The sequence below is a fragment of the Pseudomonas sp. DrBHI1 genome, assembly GCF_002205115.1.
GTDB classification, from domain to species: domain Bacteria; phylum Pseudomonadota; class Gammaproteobacteria; order Pseudomonadales; family Pseudomonadaceae; genus Aquipseudomonas; species Aquipseudomonas mosselii.
The window spans coordinates 40,665-48,286 of the sequence record NZ_NIBE01000049.1 but is presented as its reverse complement, the minus strand read 5'-3'; the positions used below and the strand labels follow the sequence as shown (position 1 = coordinate 48,286).

The 7,622-nt window shown below is 61.2% G+C and carries 8 protein-coding genes; 6 read left to right on the top strand and 2 right to left on the bottom strand.

Annotated elements, in window-relative coordinates; genetic code table 11:
• Both CC207_RS08565 and CC207_RS08560 read right to left on the bottom strand, forming a co-directional pair.
• On the bottom strand, positions 1–164 hold a 164-nt coding region (locus tag CC207_RS08565), incomplete at its 3' end, for a cold-shock protein (protein ID WP_050706417.1).
• Between the two features lie 162 nt (positions 165–326).
• Positions 327–629: a hypothetical protein gene (locus CC207_RS08560; protein WP_028691464.1), complete on the bottom strand. Its 303-nt coding sequence runs from the start codon at positions 627–629 to the stop codon at positions 327–329.
• A gap of 333 nt (positions 630–962) precedes the next feature.
• Here CC207_RS08560 and thrS point away from each other — a divergent pair, with 333 nt between their 5' ends.
• The 6 genes from thrS to pheT all read left to right on the top strand — a co-directional run bounded on the left by thrS (position 963) and on the right by pheT (position 7,618).
• Complete coding sequence (thrS, locus tag CC207_RS08555) at positions 963–2,885, top strand: threonine--tRNA ligase (RefSeq protein ID WP_028691465.1); 1,923 nt, start codon at positions 963–965, stop codon at positions 2,883–2,885.
• A complete protein-coding gene (gene infC, locus CC207_RS08550; protein ID WP_011533207.1) occupies positions 2,885–3,436 on the top strand; it encodes a translation initiation factor IF-3 in 552 nt (183 codons plus the stop codon). Before thrS ends, infC begins: the two co-directional genes overlap by 1 nt.
• Positions 3,437–3,497: 61 nt before the next feature.
• Positions 3,498–3,692, top strand: coding sequence for a 50S ribosomal protein L35 (gene rpmI / locus CC207_RS08545; RefSeq protein WP_003250667.1), 195 nt, complete (start codon positions 3,498–3,500; stop codon positions 3,690–3,692).
• Between the two features lie 28 nt (positions 3,693–3,720).
• Positions 3,721–4,077, top strand: a complete 357-nt coding sequence (gene rplT / locus CC207_RS08540; RefSeq protein ID WP_003250671.1) for a 50S ribosomal protein L20 — start codon at positions 3,721–3,723, stop codon at positions 4,075–4,077.
• Between the two features lie 111 nt (positions 4,078–4,188).
• The gene (gene pheS / locus CC207_RS08535) at positions 4,189–5,205 is read left to right on the top strand and encodes a phenylalanine--tRNA ligase subunit alpha (RefSeq protein ID WP_028691467.1); all 1,017 of its coding nucleotides are present in this window, start codon (positions 4,189–4,191) and stop codon (positions 5,203–5,205) included.
• Between the two features lie 31 nt (positions 5,206–5,236).
• Entirely contained in the window at positions 5,237–7,618 is a 2,382-nt protein-coding gene (gene pheT / locus CC207_RS08530; protein WP_028691468.1) for a phenylalanine--tRNA ligase subunit beta, read from the top strand.
• Positions 7,619–7,622: the final 4 nt, after the last annotated feature.

Below are 7,622 nucleotides of genomic sequence, written 5' to 3'. Positions count from 1 at the left end.
GCGACGAAGGAAACAGTTTGGCCTTCTTTCAGGCTTTTGAAACCGTCGGTTTCGATAGCCTTGAAGTGTACGAACAGGTCGTCGCCGCCGCCTTGAGGAGTGATGAAGCCGAAGCCTTTCTCATCGTTGAACCACTTGACGGTGCCGGTTTGGCGATTGGACATGGGGTGAATCTCCAGAAACATGATTTTTTATCGGGGTGCAATGTCGCGAAGCTTCAGTGGCACCGACGACACTATAGTCCATTTCTACGCATCTAGCGCCTTTTACCTTCGCAGGATGTTGATCCAGCGCAAAAGATGCGTGAAATGGCCCGCTAACCCTGGTTATTTCGGCTTGCAGGAGGCCTGAACCACCTGCTGGGCCTTCTGCATCAGCTTGGCGTCAACGCCGTCCTGGCTGTCGAGGTCTTCGATCTCCTTATCGTTGAAATTCTTTTTGATGGCTTGGGCGCCACACTCGCAGTGCTTCTTCGCCATCGCCGCGTCCACGCCCTGGCCGCTCGCCACCTGTTGGCACTGGGTCATGTAGTGCGCTTCCTTACCGGCGGGGAAATTGCCTGCATTGGCAGCCAAAGGCAGTAGCAGGGCGCTTGCGGCGCAGGCAGCCAGAAGGGACTGAAGTCGCATAACCGGACACTCCTTGGGTAAAGGTCTCATCAAGAGTAGGTTGCTTCAGAAGGTCTGATAGGAAATTTTCCGTACAAGTTCACCCCGGCGGCGTAATTTCCAAATATTTCCGCGACCCGGTGCAACCCGCGTGCTAGCATGCTCGGCTTGCGGCTCGCCACCGGCAGCCTGCAACTTTTACCTTCCAGTCACTCTGGTTCGACCCTGGCAGGCCGAAAGGTCTCTGCCACTGTGAGGCAGGCTTTCCCGCGGGAAAGGCAGGGCGGATCTTGTACTGGCTCATCCCAACCCACGTGACCTTTGGTAGGGGTCACCACTAGGAGAGGAGGCGCCATGCCCGTTATTACTCTTCCCGATGGCAGTCAACGCACGTTCGACCAGCCGGTATCCGTAGCCGAAGTCGCCGCATCCATTGGTGCGGGCCTGGCCAAGGCCACCTTGGCCGGCAAGGTCGACGGCAAGCTCGTCGATGCCTGCGACAAGATCGACCACGACGCCACCCTGCAGATCATCACCCCTAAAGATGAAGAGGGACTGGAGATCATCCGTCACTCGTGCGCCCACCTGATCGGTCACGCGGTGAAGCAGCTGTACCCGACCGCCCGCATGGTGATCGGCCCGGTGATCGACGAGGGCTTCTATTACGACATCGCCTACGAGCGTCCCTTCACCCCGGACGACCTCGCCGCCATCGAAAAGCGCATGCAGCAGCTGATCGACACGGACTACGACGTCGTCAAGAAGATGACCCCGCGCGCCGAAGTCATCGACGTGTTCACCCAGCGTGGCGAAGACTACAAGCTGCGCCTGGTCGAGGACATGCCGGATGAACAGGCCATGGGCCTGTACTACCACGAAGAATACGTCGACATGTGCCGTGGCCCGCACGTGCCGAATACTCGTTTCCTCAAGGCATTCAAGCTGACCAAGCTGAGCGGCGCCTACTGGCGCGGCGATGCCAAGAACGAGCAGCTGCAACGCGTGTACGGCACCGCCTGGGCCGACAAGAAGCAGCTGGCCGCCTACATCCAGCGCATCGAAGAAGCCGAAAAACGCGACCACCGCAAGATCGGCAAGCAGCTCGACCTGTTCCACCTGCAGGAAGAAGCCCCGGGCATGGTGTTCTGGCACGCCAACGGCTGGACCGTGTACCAGGTGCTCGAGCAGTACATGCGCCAGGTTCAGCGTGAAAACGGCTACCAGGAGATCAAGACCCCGCAGGTCGTCGACCGCATCCTCTGGGAGCGTTCCGGCCACTGGTCCAACTACGCCGAGAACATGTTCACCACTTCGTCGGAAAACCGCGACTACGCGGTAAAACCGATGAACTGCCCGTGCCACGTGCAGGTGTTCAACCAGGGCCTCAAATCGTACCGCGACCTGCCGCTGCGCCTGGCCGAGTTCGGTGCCTGCCACCGTAACGAGCCGTCCGGCGCCCTGCACGGCATCATGCGCGTGCGTGGCTTTGTGCAAGACGACGCGCACATCTTCTGCACCGAAGACCAGGTGAAGAAAGAAGCCGCCGACTTCATCAAGCTGACCCTGGATGTGTACAAGGACTTCGGTTTCACCGACGTCGCCATGAAACTCTCGACCCGCCCCGCCAAGCGCGTGGGTTCCGAAGAGCTATGGGACCGCGCCGAAGGCGCGCTGGCCGACGCCCTGAACGAGTCGGGCCTGGAGTGGGAATACCAGCCGGGCGAGGGCGCGTTCTACGGTCCGAAGATCGAGTTCACCCTGCGCGACTGCCTCGGCCGTAACTGGCAGTGCGGCACCCTGCAGTACGACCCGAACCTGCCGGAGCGCCTGGACGCCAGCTACATCGCCGAAGACAACAGCCGTGTGCGTCCGGTGATGCTGCACCGCGCCATCCTCGGCTCGTTCGAACGCTTCATCGGCATGCTCATCGAGCACTACGCCGGCGTGTTCCCGGCCTGGCTCGCCCCGACCCAAGCCGTGATCATGAACATCACCGACAAGCAGGCCGATTTCGCCCTTGAGGTGGAAAAAGCCCTGAACGGTAGCGGATTCCGTGCCAAGTCGGACTTGAGAAATGAGAAGATCGGCTTTAAAATCCGCGAGCATACGTTGCTGCGTGTCCCTTACCTTTTGGTTATAGGGGATCGCGAAGTCGAAACGCAAACCGTCGCTGTGCGCACCCGCGAAGGCGCAGACCTGGGCTCGATGCCCGTCGCGCAGTTCGCTGAGCTGCTGTCGCAAGCGGTTTCCCGGCGTGGTCGCCAAGAATCGGAGTAATGACTATTAAGCGTGAAATGAGAAACGATAAACGAACTGCACCGAAAGCCCCGATCAACGAGAATATCTCGGCACGCGAGGTTCGGTTAATTGGTGCTGACGGCGAGCAGATTGGCATCGTCTCGATTGATGAAGCGCTGCGTATCGCTGATGAAGCGAAGCTGGATCTGGTGGAAATCTCTGCAGACGCGCAACCGCCCGTCTGCAAGGTGATGGACTACGGCAAGCACCTCTTCGAGAAGAAGAAGCAGGCCAACGAAGCCAAGAAGAACCAGAAGCAGATCCAGATCAAAGAAATCAAGTTTCGTCCAGGGACGGAAGAAGGGGATTACCAGGTAAAACTACGCAACCTGGTACGTTTCCTTAGCGATGGGGACAAGGCCAAGATCTCTCTGAGATTCCGCGGCCGTGAGATGGCCCACCAGGAGCTGGGCATGGAGCTGTTGAAGCGGGTCGAAACCGACCTCGCCGAATACGGCACCGTTGAGCAGCATCCGAAGATGGAAGGACGCCAGCTTATGATGGTCATCGCCCCCAAAAAGAAGAAGTAATCTCCCGGGCACGGCAGGCCTGATGATTATTGTGTAATTTTATCGAATGCGGAGTTCCAACATGCCAAAAATGAAAACCAAGAGCGGTGCTGCGAAGCGTTTCCTGAAAACCGCTTCCGGCTTCAAGCACAAGCACGCTTTCAAGAGCCACATCCTGACCAAAATGTCGACCAAGCGTAAGCGTCAACTGCGCGGTGCCAGCCTGCTGCACCCGTCTGACGTGGCAAAAGTCGAGCGCATGCTGCGCGTACGTTAATTTCGGTCAAAGATAGAGGAAGTTACTCATGGCTCGTGTAAAGCGTGGCGTCATCGCTCGTAAGCGTCACAAGAAAATTCTGAAACTGGCTAAAGGCTACTACGGTGCACGCTCGCGCGTATTCCGCGTTGCCAAGCAGGCGGTCATCAAGGCAGGCCAATACGCCTACCGCGACCGTCGTCAGAAGAAGCGTCAGTTCCGCGCACTGTGGATCGCTCGTATCAACGCCGGTGCCCGCACCAACGGTCTGTCGTACAGCCGTCTGATTGCTGGCCTGAAAAAGGCTTCGATCGAAATCGACCGTAAGGTTCTGGCCGATCTGGCAGTGAACGAAAAAGCGGCGTTTGCTGCGATTGTCGAGAAGGCTAAAGCCGTACTGGCTTAAGTACCCACGACAATCATCCGGCGGCGCCTGCGCCGTCGGGTGTAAAACGTCATCGGATAGGGGAAGAGCCTTCAAAAGCTCTTCCCCTATTTTCGTATCTGGAGTCTGTACATGGAAAACCTGGACGCGCTGGTCGCCCAAGCCCTCGAGGCCGTGGAACGCGCTGAAGACATCACTACCCTGGAACAGATCCGGGTTCAATTCCTCGGCAAGAAAGGCGAACTGACCCAGGTGATGAAGACCCTGGGCAACCTGCCAGCCGAAGAGCGCCCCAAGGTCGGCGCGCTGATCAACGACGCCAAGGAACGCGTCACCGACGTGCTCAACGCACGCAAGGCCGGCTTTGAAGAGGCTGAGCTCAACGCTCGCCTGGCCGCCGAATGCATCGACGTCACCCTGCCAGGCCGTGGCCAGACCACCGGCGGGCTGCACCCGATCACCCGTACTCTCGAGCGCATCGAGCAGTTCTTCACCCACATCGGCTACGGCATCGCCGAAGGCCCCGAGGTCGAAGACGACTACCACAACTTCGAAGCGCTCAACATCCCCGGCCACCACCCGGCCCGGGCGATGCACGACACCTTCTATTTCAACGCCAACATGCTGCTGCGCACCCACACCTCGCCGGTACAGGTGCGCACCATGGAAAGCACCCAGCCGCCGATCCGCATCGTCTGCCCAGGCCGTGTGTACCGTTGCGACTCCGATATCACCCACTCGCCGATGTTCCACCAGGTCGAAGGCCTGCTGATCGACCGTGGCATCAACTTCGCCGACCTCAAGGGCACCATCGAAGAGTTCCTGCGGGTGTTCTTCGAGAAAGAACTGGCCGTGCGCTTCCGCCCGTCGTTCTTCCCCTTCACCGAGCCTTCCGCCGAAGTCGACATCCAGTGCGTGATGTGTTCCGGCAAGGGCTGCCGCGTGTGCAAGCAGACCGGCTGGCTGGAAGTGATGGGCTGCGGCATGGTCCACCCGAACGTGCTGCGCATGTCCGGCATCGACCCGGAAGAGTTCCAGGGCTTCGCCTTCGGCATGGGCGCCGAGCGCCTGGCCATGCTGCGCTATGGCGTCAACGATTTGCGTCTGTTCTTCGACAACGACCTGCGGTTCTTGGCTCAATTCCGCTAGGCCCAATTGACGCAACCTTCAGGAGAACAGCATGAAATTCAGTGAACAGTGGCTGCGCGGTTGGGTAAACCCGCAAGTCTCCCGTGACGAACTGGTTGCCCGCCTGTCCATGGCCGGCCTCGAAGTCGACAGCGTGACCCCCGCTGCCGGCCAGTTCAGCGGCATCGTGGTGGGCGAGATCCTCACCACCGAACAACACCCGGACGCCGACAAGCTGCGCGTGTGCCAGGTGAGCAACGGCGCAGAGACCTTCCAGGTGGTCTGCGGCGCCCCGAATGCCCGCCCAGGCATCAAGATCCCGTTCGCCATGATCGGCGCCGAACTGCCGGGCGACTTCAAGATCAAGAAGGCCAAGCTGCGCGGCGTCGAGTCGTTCGGCATGCTCTGCTCGGCTTCCGAGCTGCAGATCAGCGAAGAGAACGACGGCCTGCTGGAACTGGCGGCTGACGCCCCGGTTGGCGAAGACATTCGCAAGTACCTGAACCTGGACGACGCCAGCATCGAGATCGGCCTGACCCCGAACCGCGGTGACTGCCTGTCCCTGGCCGGCCTTGCCCGTGACGTCAGCGCCCTGTACGACGTGCCGGTCACCCGCCCGGTGGTGCCAGCGGTACCGGCCGCCCACGACGAAGTGCGCCCGGTCGAAGTCAGCGCCCCGGCCGCTTGCCCGCGCTACCTGGGCCGCGTGATCCGCAACGTCGACCTGAGCAAGCCGACCCCGCTGTGGATGGTCGAGCGCCTGCGCCGCAGCGACGTGCGCAGCATCGACGCCGCCGTCGACATCACCAACTACGTGATGCTCGAGCTCGGCCAGCCGATGCACGCCTTCGACCTCGCCGAAATCAACGGCGGCATTCGCGTACGCATGGCCGAGGAGGGCGAGAAGCTCGTCCTGCTGGACGGCCAGGAAGTCGCCCTGCGCGCCGACACCCTGGTGATCGCCGACCACACCCGCGCCCTGGCCATTGCCGGCGTGATGGGTGGCGAGCACAGCGGCGTCAATACCGAGAAGACCCGCGATCTGTTCCTCGAGAGCGCCTTCTTCGAGCCGATTTCCGTTGCCGGCAAGGCCCGTTCCTACGGCCTGCACACCGACGCCTCGCACCGCTACGAGCGCGGCGTGGACTCGCAACTGGCCCGTGAAGCCATGGAGCGCGCCACCGCCCTGGTGCTGGAGATCGTCGGCGGCGAAGCCGGTCCGATCGTCGAGACCGTGAGCGAGCAGCACCTGCCGAATATCGCGCCGATCACCCTGCGCGCCGAACGCATCACCCAGATGCTCGGCATGGAGATGGACGCTGCCCAGGTCGAGCAGCTGCTCAACGCCCTGGAGCTGAAGACCAGCGCCAATGGGGCAGGGCAGTGGACGGTCACCGTCCCAAGCCACCGCTTCGACGTCAGCCTGGAAGTCGACCTGATCGAAGAGCTGGCCCGCCTGTACGGCTACAACAACCTGCCGGTGCGCTACCCGCAGGCCCGCCTGGCCCCGCAAGCCCGCCCGGAAACCCGCGGCGAGCTGCCGAACCTGCGCCGTCTGCTGGTCGCCCGCGGCTACCAGGAAGCCATCACCTACAGCTTCATCGACCCGAAACTGTTCGAGCTGTTCACCCCGGGCGTCGAGCCGCTGCTGCTGGCCAACCCCATCTCCAGCGACATGGCCGCCATGCGCGCCTCGCTGTGGCCGGGCCTGGTCAAGGCGATGCAGCACAACCTCAACCGCCAGCAAGACCGCGTGCGCCTGTTCGAAAGCGGCCTGCGCTTCGTCGGCCAGCTCGGTGACCTCAAGCAGCAGCCGATGATCGCCGGCGTCGTCACCGGCAGCCGCCTGCCAGAAGGCTGGGCGAACGGTCGCGACGGCATCGACTTCTTCGACGTCAAAGCCGACGTGGAAGCCCTGCTGGGCTACTCGGGCGCCCTGAGCGACTTCAGCTTTGTCGCCGGCAAGCACCCAGCCCTGCACCCAGGCCAAACCGCCCGCATCGAGCGCGACGGCAAGGAAGTCGGCCACCTCGGCGCCATCCACCCGGAGCTGGCCAAGACCCTCGGCCTCGACCGCCCGGTGTTCGTCTTCGAGCTGGTGCTCGGTGATGTAGTCGAAGGCCGCCTGCCGAAGTTCAGCGAGCTGTCCAAGTTCCCGGAAACCCGTCGTGACCTGGCCTTGATCGCAGGTCGTGATGTAGCTTCGAGCTCCGTGCTTGAAGTAATTCGTGACAATGCAGGCGAATGGCTCACAGACCTCAGGCTGTTTGACGTCTACCAGGGTAAAGGCATTGATCCTGATAGAAAAAGCCTGGCCGTCGGCTTGACCTGGCAACATCCATCGCGCACTCTTAACGACGATGAGGTGAATGAAACCCTGCAAACCATCCTCACCTCGCTTGAACAAAGGTTGAACACCACGTTAAGGAAATAACGGC